Annotated in this window: 22 protein-coding genes; 8 read left to right on the plus strand and 14 right to left on the minus strand. The window is 64.4% G+C overall.

Annotation, left to right across the window (positions count from 1 at the left end; genetic code table 11):
* The first annotated feature begins 56 nt into the window (after positions 1 to 56).
* The 3 genes from KI609_RS19490 (at position 57) to KI609_RS19500 (ending at position 2,751) form a co-directional block, all read left to right on the plus strand.
* A complete protein-coding gene (locus KI609_RS19490; protein ID WP_226445194.1) occupies positions 57 to 1,091 on the plus strand; it encodes a DnaJ C-terminal domain-containing protein in 1,035 nt (344 codons plus the stop codon).
* Positions 1,088 to 1,447, plus strand: coding sequence for a MerR family transcriptional regulator (locus KI609_RS19495; protein WP_226445195.1), 360 nt, complete (start codon positions 1,088 to 1,090; stop codon positions 1,445 to 1,447). Before KI609_RS19490 ends, KI609_RS19495 begins: the two co-directional genes overlap by 4 nt.
* Positions 1,448 to 1,698: 251 nt before the next feature.
* Complete coding sequence (locus KI609_RS19500; RefSeq protein WP_226445196.1) at positions 1,699 to 2,751, plus strand: sensor domain-containing diguanylate cyclase; 1,053 nt, start codon at positions 1,699 to 1,701, stop codon at positions 2,749 to 2,751.
* On the opposite strand, the gene KI609_RS19505 is transcribed toward KI609_RS19500, so the two are convergent.
* The 3 genes from KI609_RS19505 to KI609_RS19515 all read right to left on the minus strand — a co-directional run bounded on the left by KI609_RS19505 (position 2,748) and on the right by KI609_RS19515 (position 5,935).
* Complete coding sequence (locus KI609_RS19505; protein WP_226445197.1) at positions 2,748 to 3,584, minus strand: sensor histidine kinase; 837 nt, start codon at positions 3,582 to 3,584, stop codon at positions 2,748 to 2,750. The two genes, KI609_RS19500 and KI609_RS19505, sit on opposite strands and share 4 nt — an antisense overlap.
* Entirely contained in the window at positions 3,581 to 5,011 is a 1,431-nt protein-coding gene (gene glmU / locus KI609_RS19510) for a bifunctional UDP-N-acetylglucosamine diphosphorylase/glucosamine-1-phosphate N-acetyltransferase GlmU (protein WP_226445198.1), read from the minus strand. The genes KI609_RS19505 and glmU overlap by 4 nt, the downstream gene beginning before the upstream one ends.
* A 168-nt stretch (positions 5,012 to 5,179) precedes the next feature.
* Positions 5,180 to 5,935, minus strand: coding sequence for a Crp/Fnr family transcriptional regulator (locus tag KI609_RS19515; protein ID WP_226445199.1), 756 nt, complete (start codon positions 5,933 to 5,935; stop codon positions 5,180 to 5,182).
* A gap of 138 nt (positions 5,936 to 6,073) precedes the next feature.
* On the opposite strand from KI609_RS19515, the gene KI609_RS19520 reads away from it, so the two are divergent.
* Positions 6,074 to 6,472: a BLUF domain-containing protein gene (locus tag KI609_RS19520; RefSeq protein ID WP_226445200.1), complete on the plus strand. Its 399-nt coding sequence runs from the start codon at positions 6,074 to 6,076 to the stop codon at positions 6,470 to 6,472.
* A gap of 62 nt (positions 6,473 to 6,534) precedes the next feature.
* Here the strand turns inward: KI609_RS19520 and fabF are convergent, their stop codons facing one another.
* A complete protein-coding gene (gene fabF, locus KI609_RS19525; protein WP_226450543.1) occupies positions 6,535 to 7,809 on the minus strand; it encodes a beta-ketoacyl-ACP synthase II in 1,275 nt (424 codons plus the stop codon).
* Positions 7,810 to 8,030: 221 nt separating this feature from the next.
* On the opposite strand from fabF, the gene KI609_RS19530 reads away from it, so the two are divergent.
* Positions 8,031 to 8,648, plus strand: coding sequence for a TetR/AcrR family transcriptional regulator (locus tag KI609_RS19530; RefSeq protein ID WP_226445201.1), 618 nt, complete (start codon positions 8,031 to 8,033; stop codon positions 8,646 to 8,648).
* 212 nt (positions 8,649 to 8,860) lie between these two features.
* Here the strand turns inward: KI609_RS19530 and KI609_RS19535 are convergent, their stop codons facing one another.
* Together KI609_RS19535 and KI609_RS19540 are read right to left on the minus strand one after the other, a co-directional pair.
* Complete coding sequence (locus tag KI609_RS19535; RefSeq protein ID WP_226445202.1) at positions 8,861 to 9,250, minus strand: DUF2917 domain-containing protein; 390 nt, start codon at positions 9,248 to 9,250, stop codon at positions 8,861 to 8,863.
* 104 nt (positions 9,251 to 9,354) lie between these two features.
* Entirely contained in the window at positions 9,355 to 9,894 is a 540-nt protein-coding gene (locus KI609_RS19540) for a DUF2917 domain-containing protein (RefSeq protein WP_226445203.1), read from the minus strand.
* 135 nt (positions 9,895 to 10,029) lie between these two features.
* Here KI609_RS19540 and KI609_RS19545 point away from each other — a divergent pair, with 135 nt between their 5' ends.
* Entirely contained in the window at positions 10,030 to 11,025 is a 996-nt protein-coding gene (locus KI609_RS19545) for a LysR substrate-binding domain-containing protein (RefSeq protein WP_226445204.1), read from the plus strand.
* 97 nt (positions 11,026 to 11,122) lie between these two features.
* Here KI609_RS19545 and tyrS read toward each other — a convergent pair whose 3' ends face one another.
* Positions 11,123 to 12,355, minus strand: a complete 1,233-nt coding sequence (gene tyrS, locus KI609_RS19550) for a tyrosine--tRNA ligase (protein WP_226445205.1) — start codon at positions 12,353 to 12,355, stop codon at positions 11,123 to 11,125.
* A gap of 204 nt (positions 12,356 to 12,559) precedes the next feature.
* On the opposite strand from tyrS, the gene KI609_RS19555 reads away from it, so the two are divergent.
* Both KI609_RS19555 and KI609_RS19560 read left to right on the plus strand, forming a co-directional pair.
* A complete protein-coding gene (locus KI609_RS19555; protein WP_226445206.1) occupies positions 12,560 to 13,918 on the plus strand; it encodes a M23 family metallopeptidase in 1,359 nt (452 codons plus the stop codon).
* A 59-nt stretch (positions 13,919 to 13,977) separates the two neighbouring features.
* Positions 13,978 to 15,093 (plus strand): anhydro-N-acetylmuramic acid kinase, encoded by a 1,116-nt coding sequence (locus tag KI609_RS19560; RefSeq protein WP_226445207.1) that lies wholly within the window; start codon positions 13,978 to 13,980, stop codon positions 15,091 to 15,093.
* A 38-nt stretch (positions 15,094 to 15,131) separates the two neighbouring features.
* On the opposite strand, the gene mdtD is transcribed toward KI609_RS19560, so the two are convergent.
* The 7 genes from mdtD to KI609_RS19595 form a co-directional block, all read right to left on the minus strand.
* Positions 15,132 to 16,556: a multidrug transporter subunit MdtD gene (mdtD, locus tag KI609_RS19565; RefSeq protein ID WP_226445208.1), complete on the minus strand. Its 1,425-nt coding sequence runs from the start codon at positions 16,554 to 16,556 to the stop codon at positions 15,132 to 15,134.
* Between the two features lie 209 nt (positions 16,557 to 16,765).
* The gene (gene erpA / locus KI609_RS19570) at positions 16,766 to 17,128 is read right to left on the minus strand and encodes an iron-sulfur cluster insertion protein ErpA (protein WP_226445209.1); all 363 of its coding nucleotides are present in this window, start codon (positions 17,126 to 17,128) and stop codon (positions 16,766 to 16,768) included.
* A gap of 60 nt (positions 17,129 to 17,188) precedes the next feature.
* Positions 17,189 to 17,587, minus strand: a complete 399-nt coding sequence (locus KI609_RS19575) for a bactofilin family protein (RefSeq protein WP_226445210.1) — start codon at positions 17,585 to 17,587, stop codon at positions 17,189 to 17,191.
* Positions 17,588 to 17,725: 138 nt separating this feature from the next.
* Positions 17,726 to 18,454 (minus strand): DUF6776 family protein, encoded by a 729-nt coding sequence (locus KI609_RS19580; RefSeq protein WP_226445211.1) that lies wholly within the window; start codon positions 18,452 to 18,454, stop codon positions 17,726 to 17,728.
* Between the two features lie 156 nt (positions 18,455 to 18,610).
* Complete coding sequence (rpsI, locus tag KI609_RS19585; RefSeq protein WP_226445212.1) at positions 18,611 to 19,003, minus strand: 30S ribosomal protein S9; 393 nt, start codon at positions 19,001 to 19,003, stop codon at positions 18,611 to 18,613.
* An 11-nt stretch (positions 19,004 to 19,014) separates the two neighbouring features.
* Entirely contained in the window at positions 19,015 to 19,446 is a 432-nt protein-coding gene (gene rplM, locus KI609_RS19590; protein WP_008907237.1) for a 50S ribosomal protein L13, read from the minus strand.
* A 203-nt stretch (positions 19,447 to 19,649) separates the two neighbouring features.
* On the minus strand, positions 19,650 to 21,626 hold the full coding sequence (locus tag KI609_RS19595; protein WP_226445213.1) for a serine/threonine protein kinase: 1,977 nt from the start codon (positions 21,624 to 21,626) through the stop codon (positions 19,650 to 19,652).
* Positions 21,627 to 21,715: the final 89 nt, after the last annotated feature.

The following is a 21,715-nucleotide window of genomic DNA, read 5'->3' on the forward strand; positions in this document are numbered from 1 at the left end:
CACACGTGGCGCGCATAGGGCATCTTGCCAACGCGCCCATCCAAGGAGCCTGCTGCATGGAGTTCAAGGACTACTACCAGACGCTGGGGGTCAAACCCACCGCCAACGCCGACGAGATCAAGAAGGCCTATCGCAAGCTGGCGCGCAAGTACCACCCCGATGTGAGCAAGGAGCCCGATGCCATTACCCGCATGACGGCACTGAACGAGGCCAATGCAGTGCTGTCAGACCCCGAAAAGCGGGCCGCCTACGACCGCTTGGCACAGGAGCCCCGCGCACAGGCCGGGCAGGCATATCGACCACCGCCCCACTGGGACGCGGGGTTCGAATTCTCAGACGGCGCCCACAGCTACGGCCCCCAAGGCCAGGGCGGCGCCCCGGAAGATTTCAGCGACTTTTTCGAGCAACTGTTTGGCCGCGCTGCCCAAGCGCGTGCGGGGGCAAGCAGGGCACACGGCAGGTCCACGGGCTCAGCCCACGATAGCGGCGCCGCAGGTTCACACCCCCAGGCCGTGCGCGGCACAGACCATCACGCGCGCATCGAGCTCGACCTGGCGGACTCCTACCAAGGGGCTGAGCGCACGCTCACGCTGCAAAGTGCTCACCAGGCCGATGACGGCGCGCTGGCGCGGGACGAGCGCAGCCTGCTGGTCAAAATCCCGCAGGGTGTGCGCGAGGGCCAGCTGATTCGCCTGGCGGGCCAGGGCAGCCCCGGCTGGGGTGGCGCACCAGCGGGCGATTTGTTCCTGGAGGTCATGTTCAAGCCCGACCCACGCTGGCGCACCGAGGGCCGCGATGTCTATCAACCGCTGATGGTGGCGCCCTGGGAGGCGGCACTGGGCGCCTCGATCGAGGTGGGCACGCCGGGCGGGTCGGTGATCGAGGTCACCGTTCCCGCAGGCTGGAAGGCCGGGCGCAAGCTGCGCCTGAAAGGCCGTGGCATCCCCGGCAAGCCGGCGGGTGACCTGTATCTGGAGCTGCATATCGCCTTGCCGCCCGCCACAGACGATGCAACGCGCGCAGCCTATGCGTCGCTCGCACAGGCGTTTGCGCATTTCAATCCACGAGCCCCCCAAGGAGCCCAGCCATGAGCGCCCCGCAATCCACCTCTGGCACCAGCGCGGCCCCGCGCCACACCCTCTTGGCCGAGCTGCTGGACGACGACGCCACCGCACTCACCCTCGACGCCCTGGCCAGCGCCTGCCGGATGGATGCCGACTGGGTCCTCACACGGCTGCAAGAGGGCCTGCTGCAAACCAGTGCCGAGGGCGCCACCGGCAACCCCACCACATGGCGATTCAGCAGCGCCACCGTGGTGCGCGCACGGCGGCTGGCCCACCTGGAAGCCACCTTCGACGCCGACCCCGAACTGGCCGCCCTGACCACCGACCTGATCGAGGAGGTGGCCGCATTGCGCCAGCAGTTGCGGCATCTTCAGGCGCGTTGACGGGTTTCGACGCCCCGCATTGGGCATTTGGCATTGAGAGCAAACGCTCGCTGCCACACCACATGCCTGGAGCGCCACAGTGCGGGCCCATGCGCCACGGCGCTCCGGCACGGGGGTCACGTGGCAATTTCATGCTGGTGTCTGCTGGCGGCGCACTGTAAGCTCTGACAATTTCTTACACACCGCCTGCACGAATGCCCGCTGCAGGCCGCCCCGGCACCCTTGGCACACCCATCACGCCCATCACACCCATGTCAACGCCTCGCCGCCAGATGCCCCGACGTATCTACCCCTTGCGCATGCTGGGCATGGGGCTGGGTGGCATGGTGGTGGGCGTCGTGCTGTGGGAACGCCAGGCGTCGCTGTATGCCTGGGCGGGCATGGTGCTGCTCGCGTTTGTGTGGCCCCACGTGGCCTACCTGCGCACGCGCTACAGCGCTGACCCGTATCGCACCGAGATCAACAACCTGCTCGTTGATTCCGCCATGGCGGCCGCGTTTGTGCCGCTGATGCACTTCAATCTGCTGCCCAGCGTGCTGGTGGTCACGCTGACCATGGTGGACAAGATCACCACGGGCATTCGCAGGCTGTGGGCTCACGCGTTATGGGCCATATTGGCAGGCGGCTCGGTCTGCGCGCTGCTGATGGGCGTTCACTGGGCACCCGAGACATCCATGCGCGTGATGATCGCGTGCCTGCCGGTCATGGTGCTGCACACGCTGTCGGTCAGCATGGTGAGCTACCAGCTGATACGCAAAACCGCGCGCCAGAATCAGATGCTCGACGAGCTGCGTCGCATGGACGCACTCACCGGCCTGTTCGGACGCGGCCACTGGCAAGAGCAGGCCGAGGCCGCACTGCGCCGCCACCACACCACCGATGAGCCCGCCTGCATGCTGATGCTGGACATCGATCGATTCAAGGAAATCAACGACACCCATGGCCACACCGTGGGAGATGAAGTGATCCGCGCATTGGCCCACGTGGTGCGCGGCAATGTGCGCGCAGGCGACTGCGCTGGGCGTTATGGCGGCGACGAGTTTGCCATCGTGCTGCCCGGCATGCACGCCAAGGACGCCCTGGCCATTGCGCACCGCATCCGCGAGCAAACCGAAGGGGTGCGGCTGCGCAGCCTGCCGGGTATTCGCATCACCAGCAGCATCGGCGTAGCGCCTGCAGACCACCGCCATAGCAGCCTGCGGGCGTGGATCGACGCAGCAGACACGGCGCTTTACACGGCCAAAAACGGGGGGCGCAACCAGGTGGCCGGTTGTATGGAGCCTGCGCTGCTGCCAGCGGTCTAGCGGTCTAGCGGTCTAGCGATCTTTCGACCTGGCATGGCAGGGGGGTAGGAACCAGCAGGCCACTGCACCCGCACCGTACACCCCAGCCCCGACACGGCGGTGGCGGTTACCGTTCCACCATGGCGCTCGACAATGGTGCGGCACAAGGCCAGCCCGCCCCCCACGCCTTCAAACTCGGCCTCGCGGTGCAGGCGCTGGAACACGCCGAACAAGCCAGCCGCGCGCGCAGGGTCGAATCCCACGCCGTTGTCCTGCACCATGAAACCCACCTGACCCGAGGGCGCCACATCGGCCTGCACGGCGATGCGGGCCTGGGCCACGGGCCGGGTGAACTTGAGCGCGTTGCCCAGCAATTGCACCAGCAGCTCCTGCAGCAGCGCCGGGTCGGCGTGCAGCACGGGAAGGTCGGGCGCCACCTGCCAATCCACGGTCCGACCCGCCTCCTGCCCTGCCAGCGTGGCGCGCGCCTGCGCAATGGCCCCCGCCAGCGACGCGGGTTGCAGGAGCAGCGGTGCGCGGCCCACGCGCACCAGGGCCTGCAGGCCGTCGATCATCAACCCCATGCGGCGGGCAGACTGGTCCATGGTGGCCAGAAAACCCAGCGCTTCCTGCACCTCGGGCCCTTGCAGCACTTCGGGCGGCAAGTCGCCCAGCACCTCGCGCACCAGCGTGCCGTATGACGTCACATGCCGCAGCGGCGCGCGCAGGTCGTGCGAGACGGCGCGCAGGAACTCCTCTTGCGCGGCGGCCATGTCGGCCACCTGCTGCTGGCTGCGGGCCAGCGCGGCGCGCAGTTGCTGTAGCTCCTGCCCGGTCGCGTCTGGCTCGTTCATGGCTTGGGTTGTTTGGCGGGACGGGTCCAATTGGCAATGCTGACCTGCTTGCCGCGCGCCACGCTGAGCGCGCCGGGCGCCGTGCTCTTGGTGATGGTGCTGCCACCACCCACCGTGCCGCCCGCGCCAATGGTCACGGGCGCCACCAGCACGCAGTTGCTGCCGATGTGCACGTCGGCCTCAATCACCGTGCGGTGCTTGTTGGCGCCGTCGTAGTTGGCGGTGATGCTGCCCGCGCCGTAGTTCACGCGCTCGCCCACCGTGGCGTCGCCCAGGTAGGCCAGGTGGTTGGCCTTGGCACCATCGGCCAGGGTGCTGTTTTTCACTTCCACAAAGTTGCCGATGTGCACCTCGCGGCCCAGCTGCGCGCCGGGGCGCAGGCGGGCAAAGGGGCCGATCAGCGCGCCCTCGCCCACGGTGGCGCCCGCCTTTTCGCCGTCGATATGGGTGTAGGGGTGGATCACGGCACCGTCCGCGATGCGCGCGTTGGCAATGCAGCAATTCGCGCCGATGCTCACGCCCTCGCCCAGCTCCACGCGGCCGGTGAAGACGCAGTTGACGTCAATCTCCACGTCCTGGCCGCACACCAGCTCGCCGCGCACGCCGGTGCGGGCATCGTCGCGCACATCGAAGCGGGCCGGGTCGGCCAGGCGCACGCCTTGCTCCATCAGCGCCCGCGCCTGGCGCAGTTGGTGCGCGCGCTCCAGCTCGGCCAGTTGCAGCGGGCTGTTGACGCCTGCCACTTGCAGAGCGTCGCTGATGCGGTGGGCCACTACGGGCACACCGTCGGCCACGGCCATGGCGACGATGTCGGTCAGGTAGTACTCGCCCTGGGCGTTGTCATTGGTTAGCCGCGCCAGCCAGGGCGTGAGCAACCGCGCGGGCACGGCCATGATGCCGCTGTAGATCTCGGTGATGGCGCGCTGGGCCTCGCTCGCATCCTTGTGTTCGACGATGCCTTGCACGGCATCCGATGTATTGCGCACGATGCGGCCATAACCGATGGGGTCGGGCAGGGTCACCGTCAGCAGCGCCAGCCGCTCGCCACCGCTGGCAGCCACCAGGGCGCGCAGGGTGTCGGCCTGGGTCAGGGGCACATCGCCCGACAGCACCACCACCGTGCCGTCTTCGCGCAGGTGCGGCACGGCCTGCAACACGGCATGACCCGTGCCCAGCTGGGGTTCCTGGCGCACGAATTTGAGGTCAAAAGAGGCGCCAGCGCCTGCTGCACCTGCGGTAGCCGCTTCTACTTCTGTAGCGCCATGGCCGGTGATGACGATGGCGCTGCGGGCCTGCAGGTGCGCGGCCTGGTCCAGCACGTGGTGCAACAAGGGGCGGCCAGCAAGGCGCTGCAGGACCTTGGGCAGGCGGCTTTTCATGCGCGTGCCTTTGCCGGCCGCCATGATGAGGATGTCGAGTGAGGTCATGAAAGAGGAGATGGGTGGGCGCTGCAAAAGCCCGGCGCGCGGGCATGGCGTGGATTATCGGCTGCAGCCCGCTGGGCGCAAAAAGCTATTAAAACAATAGCTATTCACGCTTATCTATCAAGCGCTAGAGGCAATTTCTCTCAGATCTCTGCCGCAGCAGACAGCGTTTTACAGCAACGGCATCAGCCGGGGCGGCGTGTCGTAGTACTCGGCGATGCGCGCGAGAGCCCGGGTGTTGAGCAGGCGCAAGCGGCCGTTCTTCAGCTCATGCAGGCCCAGCAGCGACAGGCGCCGCAGCGTCTTGTTGGTGTGCACCAGCGACAGCCCCAGGGCGTCGGCAATGTGCTGCTGGTTGAGCGGGAACGCCACTGTGCCGTCCTCCACCAGCCCGATGCGGTCGAGCCGCCGGTACAGGTGCATGAGCAGCATGGCCACGCGCTCGGTGGCGTTGCGGCGGCCGGCGGTAAGCAGGTTGTCGTCCACATGGCCTTCTTCGTGGGCCGACAGCCAGGTGATGTCGTAGCCCAGGCGCGGATGCTCGCGAAACAGCGCCCACAGGCTGTCGTTCTGGAACACACACAACGAGCAGTCAGTCAGCGCCTCGATACCGTGGGTAGACACATCGCCAAACTCCTGCTGCAGGCCCACCAGGTCACCAGGCAGCAAGAAGTTGAGGATCTGGCGGCGCCCGTCGCTCATGGTCTTGTAGCGAAACGCCCAGCCCGAATACAGGGTGAACAGCTTGGCGTTGGTCTGGTTCTCGCGCACCAGCGCGCCGCCGGCCTCTACAGCCAGGCTGTCGATGCGAAATCCTTCGATGAAATCCAGCACCTCGGGCTTCACGGCGGTGAACGCACCGGTCTTTCGCAACCGGCAATCGTGGCAGGTCGGAGGGCAGACGTTGGCAGGCAAGGTGACATTCATGGTGGCGCCATTCTAGGGACGGAGGGCGTCCATTCACATCCGACTACAACGCCGTCGTTCGCGGGGTGGCGCAGCGGTCACACCTATGTCTTTTGACATTGCGCGGCCACCGTGCGCCCTCTACATTGGGCCTCACTTATGAACGTATCCCCCGTCCTCTACGAGGTTCTCTATGTGAGCACCCTCGCCCCCGATCAACCCTTGAGCGTGGTGGCGGAGATTGCTGGGCGCGCGCGCCATGTCAACGCGGAGCTGGACGTGACAGGGTTGCTGATCTTTGACGGCCAGCGCTTTTGCCAGCAACTGGAAGGCCCGCAAAAAGCGGTACTCAAGCTTATTGAGCGCATCCGCAACGACCCCCGCCATGTCAACGTGGAGGTGCTGCACCACGGCCCATTGGCAGGGCGGCGTTTTCAGCAGTTCAGCCTGGCGTTCAGCACGGTAGAAGATGTGGAAGCGCTGGCCCGCATGGAGCAACTGGATGGGGAAGCCGCCCTCGCCGCATTTGAAGTCGTGCGCGGCGAGCTCGTCCACTGAAAGGCACCGGCCCGCAGCGGGCCAGGCCGGCAACCCGCATCACGAGCCAGGCGTAAGGCGCGTCAGGCCGTTGCCGGCCAGCGCCGCAAGATCAGGGTGGCATTCACCCCCCCAAAACCAAACCCGTTGAGCATGGCGTGCGTGAGCGCCATCGGCCGCGGGCGCAGCGCCACCATGTCCAGCCCTTCGGTCAACACATCGGGCGTGTGCAGATTCAACGTGCCCGGCACCACCTGGTCGCGCAGCGCCAGCGCCGTGAAGATGGCCGCCACCGCGCCCGCGGCCCCCAACAGATGGCCGGTGGCCGATTTGGTGGAGCTGATGGCCACCTGCGCGCCCGCGCCAAACACACGGCGGATGGCAGCGAGCTCGCCCCGGTCGCCCACCTGGGTGGACGTGGCGTGTGCGTTCAGATGCTGCACCTCGTCGGCCTTGAGCCCCGCCTGCGCCAGCGCGGCCCACATGCTGCGCGCGGCGCCGTCACCGTCTTCGGGGCCGGAGGTGATGTGGTACGCGTCGGCCGACGTGCCGTAGCCCACCAGCTCGGCCAGTGGCTGCGCGCCGCGCGCGAGGGCATGGTCCAGCGCCTCGATCACCAGCATGCCCGCGCCCTCGCCCATCACAAAACCGTCGCGCTGCGCATCGAACGGCCGCGATGCCTGCTCGGGGGTGTCATTGAAGGCCGAGCCCAGCGCCTTGGCTGCCGCAAAACCGCCCAGGCTCACGCGGTCAATGGCAGCCTCGCTACCGCCGCACACGACCACGTCGGCCTCGCCGTTGCGGATCAGGCGCGCCGCATCGCCAATCGCCTGGATGCTGGCGGCGCACGCCGTGACCGGCGCGCCGATCGGACCCTTGAGCCCATGGCGAATTGACACCTGCCCCGCCGCCAAGTTGACCAGGAACGACGGCACCGTGAACGGCGACAGGCGCTGCGGGCCGCGCGAGTCGGTGGTGCGCACGGCCTCGGCAATGGCACCGAAGCCGCCAATACCCGACGCGATCACGGTGGCGGTGCGCTCGCGTGCGCGCTCGTCGGCCGGGGGCCAGCCGGCCTGGGCCAGCGCCTGCTGCGCGGCGCCCAGCGCAAAGGGGATAAAGCGGTCCATCTTGCGCTGGTCTTTGGACGAGACGATGGCATCCACATCCCAGCCCCCCTCCGCGTCGTCCGCCACGCTGGGCACCTGCCCCGCCACCTTGGCGGCAATGCCGTCCGTGACCGACTCCGGCAGGCGCGACAGACCCGAGCGCCCCGCCAGCAGGCGCTGCCAGACCAGATCCACGCCGCAGCCCAGCGGCGACACCAGGCCCATGCCCGTGACCACAACGCGCCGCATCAGGCCACCGCCTTGCCGCAACACACACCACTCCACACATCGGCACAACAGCCGCCAGGGGTCATTTTTTTCATGGATTCACCTCGTCAGACAGATGGGGCTGCAACACCGGGGTGCTGCAGCGGAGCGCGAACGACCAGGTTCGCGCCTTTATGATTGCAACCATCATCATAAACGCCGAATCCATTTTTGCGTACGGCCGCAATCAATAAGAGGCAAGCATGAAGGTTTCCAAAGCACAGGCCGCAGAAAACCGACAGAGCATCCTGGACGCGGCGGCCCGCCTGTACCGCGAGCGGGGGCTGGCCGGCGTGGGCGTGGCCGACATCACGCGCGATGCGGGGCTCACGCATGGCGGGCTGTACCGGCATTTCGCCTCCAAGGATGCGCTGGTGCAAGAGGCGTGCGCGCGTGCGTTCGACTGGTCGATAGCCCCGCTGAACGGCGCCACGCCCCCTACCACCGCGCCCACCGTGGGCGAGCGCATTCAGAGCTACCTCTCGCCCCAGCACCGCGACGCGCCGGGCACGGGCTGCCCGGTCGCCGCCCTGGCGGTGGATGCCGCACGGGCGGGTGGCAAATTGTCAGAAGTGTTTGCCCAGGGCATCGAGCGCAATATCGGGCGATTTGCGCAGTTGCTGGCAGACAGCCATGCGGAGGCAGGCAGCGCCACCGAGCCACCGCAAGACCGCGCGCGCGCCATCCACGTTCTGGCCACCATGGTCGGCGGGCTGGTGCTGGCCCGGGCCACTGCGACAGGGCGGCCCGCCCTGTCGGATGAGCTGTTGACAACGCTGCAGACCCAGTTAATCGGGTTGCTGGGCGAGGCACCGCCCTAGCGCCACATAGCCCACGCCCATAGCCCATTCAAGTTCACAAGCGTCAAGCCTGTCGTGAAGGCCCCGGCCTCCGCCGCACGGACCTGAGAGCCTGCTCCAAGGGCGTTAGCTATCAAAAAAAGAGCTGCAAGCGATTGATAGGCAATCGCTTGCAGCTCTTTAGCGTGTCAATCACATCCACACCAAGGGGAATGCCCCCCCAGCAGATCAGGTCAGGCGTAGCAGGCGTCGCCCCAGGCACCGTGGGCAGGCGCCCCGTTGCCAAACGACGCACGGCGCCACCACGATGCAGGGCGGGCATTGGCGGCATCCCCGCGCACCCAGCGGTACTGCAGGCGGCGGCCGCCCAGCGGCTCGACCACCACCGATTGGCCTGCAGCCACGGGCAGCGACTGCCCGGCGCACAGGAACACGTCGCTGCTATCGCCGATGCCCTTGCCCAGCGTGACCCAGGCCTGGCCTTCGGCAATACGCAGTGTCATCGCGGCCTTAGGGGCCAGACGGATGGCGGCACCAGCGGCCACGAAGCCGGCGGCATCTGCGGCCATGGCGCCCACGGCGCGGGATGTGGAGAGCAAATGGAGAGCGCGAGAGGTTGTCATGATTTTGTCCGGGTTAACCCTAATAAAACGTATGGTGCGCGGCTTGTAGAACAACGTCCAATGAAAAGCACGGCACCTATTGATGCTTTTTCTGCATGGGCGCTTCAGGCTGGCTTGCGCTGGAGCGGGCCTGCTATCCGATGCATAGCAAACCGGGCCAGGCCCGCAGCAAATCGGCCGCCCGCACCCGTCACATCCACCAGCGCCGTACCCAAGGCACGCCCGCCTTGGCCCAGTGCATGCACCAGGTCGCGCAGCGGCTGCACCACACCACATTCCCATTCGCGGGCGGCCAGGCTGGTGGGCTGTGCTGTGGCCGGTGCCGCCACGCTGTCCCAACGGAAAGCCACGGCATCGGTGTGCCCCGCAGGGTTCCAAGCTTCCATCACCACATGCTGGCCCGGCGCGATGGCCAATTGCTCACCCGCCTTCAGCACATGGTCCGCCGCAGAGCCCGGCCAGTCCGCCAGAGCCCCCCTCAGCGTGAGCCAGACCTGCCCTTGCGCAATCTGCAGCACACCACGGGTGCGCGGGCGCAGCGACAGGGCCTGGCCATTGGTCAATTTCCAGCAACCGGCCGCAGGTCGGCCCGCCTGGCTGGCCTGAACGAATTGTTGCGTTTCCAGAATGTGGGTCGGTGGCATGACAAGCTCCTTCGGCTCAATGACAAGGTGTTGTTAGGGCTGGATGGTGCGCTTGCGGCGCTACACAGTCCAATGAAAACGCGGTACGCTATTCATTCCATCAACGCATGAATCATCCTGCGCAGGAATGCCACCATGACCTCTGCCGAATACTCCCCTGCCGTTCTTCGCACCCGCCCCGTGGCCACCGGCCACTGGCGCGCCTTTCTGGCGGTGGCCAAGCACCTGAACTTCCGCGCTGCCGCCGACGAGCTGGCGCTCACCCAGTCGGCCGTGAGCCGCCAGATACAGGCTTTGGAAGAAGAAGTGGGGGTGACGCTGTTCCTGCGCCACACGCGGGCGGTGGAGCTCACCAGTGCAGGCGCGCAACTGCAGCGCGCCGTGGCCCCGGCGCTGGAGCGCATGGACGCCGCCGTGCGCCTGGTGCGCCAGACCGCAGGGCGCCGCAGCGTGGCCATCACCACTTGGGCGAGTTTTGCCTCGATGTGGCTGATCCCGCGCATGGAGGAGTTCCAGCGCGACAACCCGGGCATCGACATCCGCATTGATGCGAGCGATGTGCAGGTCGACCTGGAAACCTCGGACGTGGACCTGGCCCTGCGCTACGCCATGCCCGCTGGCGCCACGCAGGGCGGCATCCGCCTGTTTGGCGAGCAACTGGCCGTGGTGGCCAGCCCCTGGCTGCTCAAAAGCGGCAAGCCACTGCGCACCCCGGCCGACGTGGCGCAGTTCACCCTGATCGAGGCGGGCGACGCCCACCGCACGCACTACCTGGAGCACCTGAGCTGGCGCCGCTGGTTTGACACCCGCGACCTGACCAAGCTGCAACCCCAGCGCTGGCTGTACTTCAACTACGCCCACCAGATCGTGCAGGCGGCCCTGGCCGGCCAGGGCCTGGCGCTGGCCCGCATGCCGCTGATTGCCGATGCCCTGGCGGCCGGAGACCTGGTGGAGGTGCTGCCCGGCCACCGCATCGACTCGCCGCTGGCCTACTGGCTGATGGTGGGGCCGCGCAGCGCGCAGCGGCCCGAGATCAAGGCGTTTTGCGCCTGGCTGCAGATCCAGGCGCAGGCCACGCGCGAGGCGATCGGGGATGTGCCAGACCCGGACTTGAACGACAACCTGGATTGACAACAAAAAAGCGCTGACCCAGCGGGGTTCAGCGCTTCTATTTTGATAGCTACCAGCGCTTATCCATCAAGCGCTACCGGCCCATTTGGCCTGAAACTCAGGCCAAGGTCACCCGCGCAAACTTGCGCTTGCCCACCTGCACCACGTAGGTGCCAGCGGCCAGCTTCAGGCCCTTGTCGCTGACCACGCTGCCATCCACGCGCACGCCGCCGCCGTCGATCAGGCGGTTGGCCTCGCTGCCCGACGGCGCCAGATTGGCCTGCTTGAGCAGCGCACCAATGCCCAACGGCGCGCCAGACAACGACACCTCGGGAATCTCATCGGGCACGCCGCCCTTGCTGCGGTTGATGAAATCCTGCTCGGCCGCATCGGCCGCTGCGGCGCTGTGAAAACGCGCGGTGATTTCTTTGGCCAGCATGACCTTGGCGTCCTTGGGGTTGCGCCCGCCTGCGATCTCGGCCTTGAGCGCGGCGATCTCGGCCAGGCTCTTGAACGACAGCAGCGTGTACCAGTCCCACATCAGGGTGTCGCTGATCGACAGCACCTTGGCAAACATGGTGTTGGCGTCCTCGGCAATGCCGATGTAGTTGCTCTTGGACTTGGACATCTTGTCCACGCCATCCAGCCCCACCAGCAGCGGCATGGTGAGCACGCACTGCGGCTCCTGGCCATATTCCTGCTGCAAATGGCGGCCCATGAGCAGGTTGAACTTCTGGTCCGTGCCGCCCAGCTCCAGGTCGCTCTTCAAGGCCACCGAGTCGTAGCCCTGCATCAGCGGGTACAAAAACTCGTGCACCGCAATGGACTGGCCGGTGGTGAAGCGCTTGTGGAAGTCGTCGCGCTCCATCATGCGCGCCACGGTGTAGCGCGAGGCCAGCTGGATCATGCCGCTCGCACCCAGGGGCTCGCTCCACTCGCTGTTGTAGCGGATCTCGGTGCGCGCGGGGTCCAGCACCATGCTGGCCTGCTTGTAATAAGTCTCGGCGTTCACCTTGATCTGCTCGGGCGTGAGCGGCGGGCGCGTGCTGTTGCGGCCCGATGGGTCGCCGATCAGGCTGGTGAAGTCGCCGATCAAGAAGATGACCTGGTGGCCCAGATCTTGCAACTGCCGCATCTTGTTCAGCACCACCGTGTGGCCGATGTGGATGTCGGGGGCCGTGGGGTCCAGGCCCAGTTTGATGCGCAGCGGCTGGCCGGTGGCCTCCGAGCGTGTCAGCTTCTTGACCCATTCGTCCTGCGGCAGCAGCTCTTGCACGCCGCGCAGCGAGATTTCGAGGGCCCGTCCTACACCATCAGAGACCGGGGTTGTTGTAACAGCAGATTGATTCATAAGGGTTTTTTTGGATGTCTAGACAGCATGCACCGCTATACTTCAGCCCACATTGCAGAGGCGGATTCTAGTGGGCCCGCTGTTTCGACTTGTTTTTCGTCATCCTGTCGAATGGCTGCAGCCTGACAGTCTGTGTTTCATGCCTTGCCCCGTCTTAGCGCCGGAGGAGTGTCATGGATTCGCAATCACCCTGGGAATAGAATTTTGATTCACGGCTTGACCACCGCCAGTTCGGCTTTGCTTGACCGACTGTCCCGCACGATCCAACAACACCCCAAACGTATCACTGCCGCCATCGCAGCCTTGCTGTTGACCGGCGGTGGCGGCGCTTTCGCCGTGGCATCGCTGGGCCCCGACGTGGCCGAATTGCCCGTGCGCACGGTGAGCTACCCCGTAGAGTCACTGGCTGAAAATCTGGTATTGGGCCAACTGGAGTCCCCAGGCTTCTCGCTGTTCCGCTCCGAGCAGGTGCGCAGCAGCGACACGCCAGAGTCGTTGCTTCAACGCCTGGGCGTGGCCGACCCGGCCGCTGCCGCTTTTTTGCGAAGTGACAGTCCTGTCCGACAAAATGTGCTCGGACGCACTGGCCGTATCGTTTCTGCCGAGACCACCGATGACCATCGCCTCGTGCGCCTGACAGTCCGCTGGGTACCTGACGACAGTGGCGACTTCCGCCGCCTGATTGTCGAGCGCAAGGGCGAGCAATTCGCCACGCGCATCGAAACCGCCAAGATGACGACCAGCAGCCGCCTGTCGGGCGGCATCATCCAGAGTTCGCTGTTTGCCGCCACCGATGCATCAAACATCCCCGACGCTGTCGCGGTGCAAATGGCCGAGCTGTTTTCGGGCAACATCGACTTTCGCCGCTCGCTGCGCAAGGGCGACCGCTTTTCGGTGGTGTACGAAACCCTGGAAGCCGATGGCGAACCGCTCTCCAGCGGCCGCGTACTGAGCGCCGAGTTTGTCAACAACGGCAAGAACCATGAAGCCGTCTGGTTCCAGGAACCGGGCGCAGCCAAAGGCGCGTACTACACCCTCAATGGCGAGAGCATGCGCCGCGCCTACCTCGCGGCACCGGTGGAATTCTCGCGGGTGACAAGCGGCTTCAAAATGCGCCTGCACCCCATCCTGAAAACGTGGCGAGCGCACCTGGGGACCGACTTTGCAGCCCCCACCGGCACTGCCGTGCGCACCGTGGGTGATGGTGTGGTCGAGTTTGCCGGCGTGCAAAACGGCTATGGCAACGTTATCTTCGTCAAGCACCGCAATCAGCACGTCACCGTGTATGCCCATCTGAGCCGCATTGATGTGCACCAGGGCCAAACGGTGGAACAAGGCCAGACCATTGGAGCCGTGGGCGCCACCGGCTGGGCCACCGGGCCACACCTGCATTTCGAATTCCGCGTGAACGGCCAGCAGCAAGACCCGATGACCATCGTCGCCCAAAGTGATGCAGCGGCACCTGTGTCGGCGGCTGCGCGCCCTGTCTTCAACCGCCTGGCGGCCAACATGCGGGTGCAGTTGTCTGCCGCAGCGCTGATCGAACAGGCCAGCGCGGACTGATCCCCGCACTGCTGGCCAAACACGCTGCCCCGCCCACCGTCGCGACCGATCCACAGGCCATGTCCGATCTGTATATCGGCCTGATGTCGGGCACATCGCTCGACGGGGTGGACGGCGTGCTGGCCGACTTCTCCGGGCCGCGCATGGTGGTCACCCACCATGCCAGCACCGCTTTTGCGCCAGCGCTGCGCGCAGAGCTCCTGGCGCTCAATACCCCCGGTAGCAACGAATTACATCGCGCCGCGCTGGCCGGCAATGCGCTGTCGCGCACATACGCCCGCGTTGTGCATGAACTGCTGGAGCGCAGCGGCCACGCCGCGTCTGCCATCCGAGCCATTGGCGCCCATGGCCAGACAGTGCGGCACCGACCCCAGGAATTTGACGGAACAGGCTACACGCTACAACTGGGCAATCCTGCCCTGCTTGCGGAAATAACGCGCATTGCGGTGGTCGCCGACTTGCGCAGCCGCGACGTGGCAGCCGGGGGCCAGGGGGCCCCGCTGGTGCCAGCGTTTCACCAAGGCATTTTCGGCCGCACCGGTGAAACCGTTCTGGTGCTGAACATCGGCGGTATCTCCAACCTCAGCGTTCTGGGCGCGGACGATAGCGTCATCGGGTTTGACTGCGGGCCCGGCAACGCATTGATGGACTACTGGTGTCAACGCCATACCGGGCACGCGTTTGACGCTGCCGGCGCCTGGGCCGCATCGGGGCAGGTGTTGCCTGACTTGCTGGGGGCATTGATGCAAGAGCCCTTCTTGCAAAAGACGCCCCCCAAAAGTACGGGCCGCGATCTGTTCAACCCGGCCTGGCTGGAGACTCATCTGCAGCGCTTTGCACATGCGGCGCCGGTTGACGTGCAAGCGACATTGACAGAATTCACCGTTAGCGCTTGCTGCAATTGCGCAAATAGCTATAAAAACAATAGCAAAACATTGGCAGTATGTGGCGGTGGCGCACTCAACACCCATCTCATGACGCGCCTTCAGCTCGCCTGCCGCGACCTGCAGGTGGTGCCCACGGATGCGCTGGGCCTGCCCGCAATGCAGGTAGAAGCAGCCGCTTTTGCATGGCTGGCCCGACAGACGTTACACGCAGCGCCTGGTAACCTGGCCAGTGTGACCGGCGCAGTCGGCCAGCGGGTGCTGGGTGCCGTGTACCCGGCCTGCCCCTGACCGAAGGACGCGCGCCTGGCGACTACGCCCTGGTGCCGTTAGCCCGGTTCGCGGGCCTCCACCGCCGCCTCGGCGGCATGGCGCGAGCGGTCTTGCGGTGACAGCTGCCAAAAGATACCTGCAGATGCCACGGTGATGAGCCCCATGCAGGCGAAGGTGGCCTGGAACGCTGGCAGTGTTTGTAACCCCGCCCCCGCAGCTTGAAAGAACTCGGTGAACGCAGCCAGCACGGCACCAGCGGCGGCCACCCCCATGCCCATCGCCACCATCTGCACCATGGACAACAAGCTGTTGCCGCTGCTGGCCATGGCGTGCTCCAGGTCCTTGAGGGTGACGGTGTTCATGGCGGTGAATTGCAGTGAGTTCACGGCGCCAAACACGGCCAGTTGCACAACATGCACCCACAGCGGCTGCGTGGGCGCCGCCAGCCCGAAGCTGGCCATGGTCACGCCCACCAGCAGCGTGTTGCCCACGAGCACTTGGCGGTAACCAAAGCGGGTGATCAGCGTGGTGGTGAACCGCTTCATCGACATGCCCGCTGTGGCGACCGGCAGCATCATCATCCCCGCCTGCATTGGCGAGTAGCCCATGGTGACCTGCAGCAGCAGTGGGATCAAGAACGGCATGCACGCGCTGCCCAGTCTGGCAAAAAGATTACCCAGCAAACCAATGCGCAAGGTGTCGATAGAGAACAGCCGCGGGGAAAACAACGGGTCAGGCTTGCGGGCTGCGTGCAACCAATAGGCAACGAGGCTGGCCAGCCCGAAAATCATGAGCACCAACACGCTGGCCTGCCGCAACCCCAGGCTGGCCAGCCCATCCAGCGCCAGTGACAAGGCCACCATGCCGAAGGCCAGCATCAGGTAGCCTGCCATGTCAAAGCGCGAGACCATGGGCACCGGCTCGCCCGGCATGTGGCGCAAGGTGGCCACGCAGCCTATCAGCCCTACCGGCACGTTGATGAGAAAAATCCAGTGCCACGACGCCGCCTCCACGAGCCACCCACCCAGGGTTGGCCCCAGCAGCGGGCCAATGAGCCCCGGAATGGCCACAAAACTCATCGCCCGCAAGAACTTCTCGCGTGGGAAAGTCCGCAGCACCACCAACCGCCCCACAGGCAGCAAAAGCGCACCACCCGCCCCCTGCACCACCCTCGCGGCCACCAGTTGAGAAAGACTCTGCGAAAACGCGCAACACACCGACCCCGCCACAAAAAGCAGGATGGCGCAAAGGTAGACACGGCGCGCCCCAAAACGGTCTGCGACCCAACCAGAGGCGGGGATCAGCATCGCCATCGCCAGCGAATACGCCACCACCACAGACTGCATGCGTAGCGGGCTTTCGCCCAGGCTCTTCGCCATGGCCGGCAACGCGGTGTTGACGATGGTCGCGTCCAGCGTCTGCATGAAGAAGCCGACGGCTACGAGCCATAAAAGCACTTTGGGGGATGATTGCTGCGACATGGTGCTGGGCAACGCCTTCAAAACAAAACCAGCCTCAAACCGGCCTGCCGCGCAGGGTGTCAGGGCCCACGCGGCCCACCCAGGGCATATCGACAGTCAAGGGCCGTTTTCAGGACCCCAAGTCCCAATGAAAAGCCGCCCAGAGGCGGCTTGATTCATTCGGTATCGCGCAAGCAGTCTGGCAAACTGCCTGCGCCGCGTGACACGGATCAGGAGAAGCTGGAACCGCAGCCACACGTGGTGGTGGCATTCGGGTTTTTAATCACAAACTGCGCGCCCTGCAGATCTTCTTTGTAATCAATCTCTGCGCCCACCAGATACTGGTAGCTCATGGCATCGATCAACAGAGACACCCCATTTTTGGACATGATGGTGTCGTCTTCGTTGGTGATTTCATCAAACGTGAAACCATACTGAAACCCTGAGCAGCCACCGCCCTGCACAAATACACGCAGTTTCAGATCAGGGTTGCCCTCTTCGGCAATCAGGTCCGCCACCTTGGCCGCCGCGCTGTCGGTAAACAGAATGGGGGCAGGCATTTCGGTCTGGATGTTTTCGGCAACAGCGCTCATGAGGTACTCCGGGTTCAGGGTTTGCAGGGAATACTACTGCAAACCCGTCGGGAATTCGGTTCACTGGCTGTTTGACGCTAACTTGAGTGGGGGCTTTTCACCGATCAGCACGGTGGTGGGAATCATTTGTCCCGCTATCGTGGCGCCTTGATGCATTTCAAGCGCCTTGTAGTGCACGTTGCCGGTGATCTGCGCCTTGGGCTGCAACTCCAGAAGCTCGCCAGCGTGTACCGGCCCCAGCACCTGCCCATTGATGATGACATGGTCAGCATGCACGGCCCCTTCAACACGGGCCGTTTCGGAGATCACAAGAATGCTGGGCTGCCCGGCGCTGGCGCGGATATCCCCCACCACGTCGCCGTCGATGCGCATGCCTTCGCCAAAGTGCACATTGCCTTCAATTTTTGTGCCCTGCGCTACCAGGCTTTTGATGGGCGGCTGCTTTTTACGCGAAAACATGGGCAAAAGTCCTTGAAAACATGGATCCCGCGGGCGGGCATGTGAGAGGGGTAAAAAGGCTTTGTGCGGCCAGATCCGCATGAAAAAGCCCCGGATCTAGTGGGTGCCACCTTGGCAAGACGAGCACCCATCGCCGACTCACGGAGAAGCCGGCGACTGGTCGACGGGCATGACTTGCATGGCGCGAATGGCAGTGCCATCCATCACGCGTGCAGTGACGGTTTTTACCACGGTGTCCGCCGCCAAATCGACGACGCCCTCGATACGGCGGTATTGTTTGACCTGAACCGGGTGCCCCTGGGGTGGCTGGGTCTGAGTCCAGGGCTTGCCATTTCGGGTGCCTGCCAGTACCAACTCCAGCCGCCCATTGAATTCAGGCGCATTGCGGATGGCCTGGATGAGCAATACCTGCCACCGCAACTGCATGCCCCCTACCACTTCGGCCTGCAGCGCGCGAATCGCCAGGCCATCCGTCTTCGCTGCGGGAATCAGTTTTTCAAAAAAACCAAGGTCTTCACGCAGGGTCTGATTTTCGGCCTCAAGCTGGCGCACCTGGGTGAGCAAGCTTTCCTTGGCGGCACGCTCGGTCACCAACAAACCCTCAGACGTCAGCGCTACGGTTTGCCTCTCCTGCGCGGAATCCCGCAATTGTGTGACCTCGGCCTTCAGCTTGAGCAACTCGTCATGTGAAGCCGTGTCGAGCCCCGCAATGGATTTACCAAACTCAAACGCCCAGAGTGCAACGGCGGCGCAAAAGCCCAACACCACCGCCAATGCCAGCCAGCGAAAAGGCCATGGCAACGCACTGCGAATGGCAACCCGAGGGGCAGTAATAGTCAGCCGACGGCGAAGGAGACGAAAACGCATTGAGTCAGAACAGTGCAGGCGCGCGCCGCCCGCTGAAAACAAAAGAGCGCACCATAAACGAAAAAACCGCCCGAAGGCGGTTTTTCTCTGTAAAGCAGTCCGAGGAATACTTTGCAGTGGATGTTGCACAAGGCAACATCCGGACAGCTCCAAAGCTTAACGCTTGGAAAACTGCTTGGCGCGGCGTGCAGAGTGCAGACCGACCTTTTTACGTTCAACTTCACGGGCATCACGCGTCACGAAGCCGGCTTGGCTCAGGACGGGCTTGAGCGTTGCGTCGTAGTCGATTAGCGCACGGGTGATACCGTGACGGGCAGCACCCGCCTGGCCGGATTCACCACCACCGTGCACGTTGATCATCACGTCGAAGGTCTCGGCGTGGTTGGTCAGCATGAGCGGTTGCTTGGCAATCATGATCGAGGTTTCGCGGCCGAAGTAGGACTGGATGTCCTTGCCGTTCACCATGATCTTGCCGGAGCCTTTTTTCAGAAACACGCGGGCGACGCTGGACTTGCGACGGCCGGTGCCATTGTTCCATTCACCAATCATCTCAAGGCTCCTTAGATTTCCAGCACTTTGGGCTGCTGGGCGGTGTGGGGATGCTCTGCACCACCGTACACCTTGAGTTTCTTGATCATCGCGTAGCCGAGGGGGCCCTTGGGCAGCATGCCCTTGACGGCCTTTTCCAGCGCGCGGCCGGGGTGCTTGGCTTGCATGTCGCGGAAGTTCGTGGCCGTGATACCGCCGGGATAACCCGAGTGGCGGTAATACACCTTGTCCAGGGACTTGGTGCCGGTGACCTTGAGCTGGGCGGCGTTGATGATGACGATGAAGTCACCAGTGTCGACGTGAGGCGTGTAAATGGCCTTGTGTTTGCCGCGCAAACGGAGAGCAACTTCGCTGGCTACTCGTCCGAGGACCTTGTCGGTCGCGTCAATCACAAACCACTCGTGCACGACCTCAGCGGGCTTAGCGCTGAAAGTTGTAGTCATGAGTTTTCTCTTATGAAGAGGGTTTGGCGGGTCCTTTTCCACGGTCGGTGCTTCTCTGAAGGAAGCCTCTTAGGTGGGAGTCAATCTTCGCCGCGGGACCACAAAAGCGCTGCGAAGCCCGCGATTATACGAATTTGTTGATATCGAACGCAAGCTGCGCACTGGCGTTAAGCGAGCAGGCGCTTGCAATTCACGTACACCACTCAGTTGGAACTCTGGCGACGACGCTGCTCTTCGGCTTCATAGCGGCGGCGGTTTTCCACACAGATGGCCTGCCCGGCCTGAGCAGGCTTCTGGCACTCCTGGTAAATACACATGGGGCGCGCAAAAAAATTGGAATCGGCACAGACGTCTTGCGGCGACGGCACCCGCGCAGCCACGGGCTTGGGCTTGGGCGGAGTGACGATGGGCGGCGGCGCAGGGATAGGCTCCTCGTGGACAACGATCGGCGTGGAAATCGGCTCGGGGGCTGCGCGTTTGGCCGAACGGCTCGCCGCACGCGGCTGGGGCGCAGCGACAAACGCAGGGACTGGCGCCGATGCGGCGGAGACAACAGCGCTGGCACCGTCAGAGGCGAGCGGTGGCACCACATTGGCACCGCCCGCGACATCCGCAACGGGAACAATGCCCCCCGCAATGCCCGGATCGGCAGGCGCGGCCTCTGCGACAATAGGCGTCGACGGCCGCTCGGCCATCTCTGTGATGATCTCATCGCGCGCAGGCTTACCCCGCTGAGACCACCTCACGCCCGCAGCTACCACAACCACCGCCAGGACTGCGACAGCGAGTCCCGCCCAAACCGGAGTTCTCCGCGCGGTTTTAGGAATCTTGCCCGCCCCGCGCGCGGCCGCCCGCACCGTGTCGGCCTCCAAGGCGTGAGGGCGTGGCTCGACGGAAGGCCTGCCGCCCGCGTCGGATCTCCAGTTATTCACCAACTCGTCGTAACGCGAGTCGTCGACTGCGACGGTATCGCCCGCATCGATGAAAACGGTATCGCCAGGGTCAGACACCACTGTGTCTGGCCCATCCAGCATGACCGTATCGCCGCCAGACTCGTCCGCAGCGGGGACTTTATCAGCGCTCTGCACCCGTTGCGCTTGGGCATGGATATCGGCCACGATACCCGGCGCCGAGGTCACGTCGACGGTGGGGATAAGCAACCCGGGCCCGGGTTGATCGGCGGGTTCGACCCAGATATCGCCCAACTCGGCCCTGAAATCAAAATGCTGGACTTCGTCGGGTGCCGAAGTCATCTCCATGGACTGCAGGAACGCATCGATGTTTTGCGGACGGTCCTCGGGGCGCAACGCCAGCGACTGTGATATCGCGGCCACAAAGGGGGCCGAATATTCCACGCCGAACTGTCGTTTGACAGTCCTTGCGATGCGCGAGAACGACACCATGCGGTCACGAATGGAGCGCAGCGTCGCAGGCAAGGGGGTGTCATTGGTCAGGCAACCGTGGATCACGGCGGCCAGTGAATACAGGTCGCTCCATGGCCCTTGCCGCAGATCTTCATCATCCTCGGAATACTGCTCGATGGGCGCGTAGTTCACCTTGAGAACCGCCGTGTGTTTACGGTCCTGGTCGTTGATCGCATGGCGCGCCGCCCCCAGATCCAGCAGCACCGGGGGCCCGTTGTCCTGCAGAAAAATGTTGTCAGGTGATATGTCGCGATGCAGCGTGTTCCCCTCGTGCAACACGCGCAAGGCTCCCAGCACCGACCACAACAATTTGCGTAACCAGATTTCAGGCGGTGGCGTGCGCATTTGCATCCGTGCCTGCTTGAGGGTCATGCCGCTGTATAGCGGCATGACCATATACGCGGTGTTGTTCGCCTCCCAGAAACGAAACACCTTGACCAGCGACGGGTGATCAAACTGCGCCAGCAAACGCGCCTCGCCCACGAACGAAGCGAGTCCGGCGTGAAATGTTTGCTGGTCGGAGAACGACCGCACCCAAAGCGACTGCCCTTCTGCTCGGCCGGCCAACGCCGCAGGCATGTACTCCTTGATGGCCACCGCGCGATGCAGTGAATGGTCAAACGCTTTGTAGACCATGCCAAAACCACCCACGCCCAAAAGCGCAAGAATCTCGAACTCGGCCAAGCGGGAGCCGGGTGGCAGCGCGTCGACGTGGCTGACACCACTGGCAGGGGCTGGGGCGGCGCTTTCGGTCATGGTCAAGATAGTTGGCGGGCTTGCGGCATCAAGGGTAAATCAAAAATACACGGCGGGCGCCTAAGCCGCTGCGGGCACCATCATGAAGC

Source organism: Acidovorax radicis (genome assembly GCF_020510705.1).
GTDB lineage: Bacteria > Pseudomonadota > Gammaproteobacteria > Burkholderiales > Burkholderiaceae_C > Acidovorax > Acidovorax radicis_A.

Coding starts and splice junctions, on each gene's coding strand:
- KI609_RS19490 (WP_226445194.1), top strand. CDS start 57: ATGGAGTTCAAGGACTACTACCAGACGCTGGGGGTCAAACCCACCGCC.
- KI609_RS19495 (WP_226445195.1), top strand. CDS start 1,088: ATGAGCGCCCCGCAATCCACCTCTGGCACCAGCGCGGCCCCGCGCCAC.
- KI609_RS19500 (WP_226445196.1), top strand. CDS start 1,699: ATGTCAACGCCTCGCCGCCAGATGCCCCGACGTATCTACCCCTTGCGC.
- KI609_RS19505 (WP_226445197.1), bottom strand. CDS start 3,584: ATGAACGAGCCAGACGCGACCGGGCAGGAGCTACAGCAACTGCGCGCC.
- glmU (WP_226445198.1), bottom strand. CDS start 5,011: ATGACCTCACTCGACATCCTCATCATGGCGGCCGGCAAAGGCACGCGC.
- KI609_RS19515 (WP_226445199.1), bottom strand. CDS start 5,935: ATGAATGTCACCTTGCCTGCCAACGTCTGCCCTCCGACCTGCCACGAT.
- KI609_RS19520 (WP_226445200.1), top strand. CDS start 6,074: ATGAACGTATCCCCCGTCCTCTACGAGGTTCTCTATGTGAGCACCCTC.
- fabF (WP_226450543.1), bottom strand. CDS start 7,809: ATGCGGCGCGTTGTGGTCACGGGCATGGGCCTGGTGTCGCCGCTGGGC.
- KI609_RS19530 (WP_226445201.1), top strand. CDS start 8,031: ATGAAGGTTTCCAAAGCACAGGCCGCAGAAAACCGACAGAGCATCCTG.
- KI609_RS19535 (WP_226445202.1), bottom strand. CDS start 9,250: ATGACAACCTCTCGCGCTCTCCATTTGCTCTCCACATCCCGCGCCGTG.
- KI609_RS19540 (WP_226445203.1), bottom strand. CDS start 9,894: ATGCCACCGACCCACATTCTGGAAACGCAACAATTCGTTCAGGCCAGC.
- KI609_RS19545 (WP_226445204.1), top strand. CDS start 10,030: ATGACCTCTGCCGAATACTCCCCTGCCGTTCTTCGCACCCGCCCCGTG.
- tyrS (WP_226445205.1), bottom strand. CDS start 12,355: ATGAATCAATCTGCTGTTACAACAACCCCGGTCTCTGATGGTGTAGGA.
- KI609_RS19560 (WP_226445207.1), top strand. CDS start 13,978: ATGTCCGATCTGTATATCGGCCTGATGTCGGGCACATCGCTCGACGGG.
- mdtD (WP_226445208.1), bottom strand. CDS start 16,556: ATGTCGCAGCAATCATCCCCCAAAGTGCTTTTATGGCTCGTAGCCGTC.
- erpA (WP_226445209.1), bottom strand. CDS start 17,128: ATGAGCGCTGTTGCCGAAAACATCCAGACCGAAATGCCTGCCCCCATT.
- KI609_RS19575 (WP_226445210.1), bottom strand. CDS start 17,587: ATGTTTTCGCGTAAAAAGCAGCCGCCCATCAAAAGCCTGGTAGCGCAG.
- KI609_RS19580 (WP_226445211.1), bottom strand. CDS start 18,454: ATGCGTTTTCGTCTCCTTCGCCGTCGGCTGACTATTACTGCCCCTCGG.
- rpsI (WP_226445212.1), bottom strand. CDS start 19,003: ATGATTGGTGAATGGAACAATGGCACCGGCCGTCGCAAGTCCAGCGTC.
- rplM (WP_008907237.1), bottom strand. CDS start 19,446: ATGACTACAACTTTCAGCGCTAAGCCCGCTGAGGTCGTGCACGAGTGG.
- KI609_RS19595 (WP_226445213.1), bottom strand. CDS start 21,626: ATGACCGAAAGCGCCGCCCCAGCCCCTGCCAGTGGTGTCAGCCACGTC.